This is a genomic window from Salinimicrobium oceani (assembly GCF_012037645.1).
The window spans coordinates 1-467 of sequence record NZ_JAAVJR010000568.1; the positions used below are offsets into that span (position 1 = coordinate 1).

At 39.4% G+C, this 467-nt stretch carries 1 protein-coding gene; it reads right to left on the minus strand.

What is annotated here, in order from left to right; genetic code table 11:
- Positions 1–302, minus strand: a 302-nt coding sequence (locus tag HC175_RS18285) for a hypothetical protein (protein WP_168139668.1), incomplete at its 3' end; no start/stop codon positions are given.
- Between the last annotated feature and the right edge of the window lie 165 nt (positions 303–467).

The following is a 467-nucleotide window of genomic DNA, read 5'->3' on the forward strand; positions in this document are numbered from 1 at the left end:
GTATCGGGAAGAGTTTCTCTTAAATTTTCCATGATCTGCATAAGATTGTTGGAGGATTCTATAATTTCTGTCCCTGTTTTGTTCTCCAGGTTCCCGATCTCATTTTGGGCAGTAATATATGCAAGCCAGTCCGCTGCTACGGTTCGGGCTTCGGGAGAAAGAGCTACGCTCCGGGTTTTGGAGATCTTCAGGCTATCAGCAAAAGTGGTGTTGCTTTGAACAGGAGCAACTTGAGGTTTTTTTGCTTCATCTTGACATGATAGCAGCGACAGCATTAAAAAAATAACCAGGATATTTCTCATTTTCTAAAGGTATGTTTTTGAAGCAAAGCTTCAGAATAATTACGAGGATTTAAGACTGCGGAATTTCTCATCTTTCCTGAAATAGATATCTTTGCTTCTACTAAAACAGAAACTTTTATGGCTTCAAAGATATTGATAATTGGTGCATGCGGACAAATAGGAACC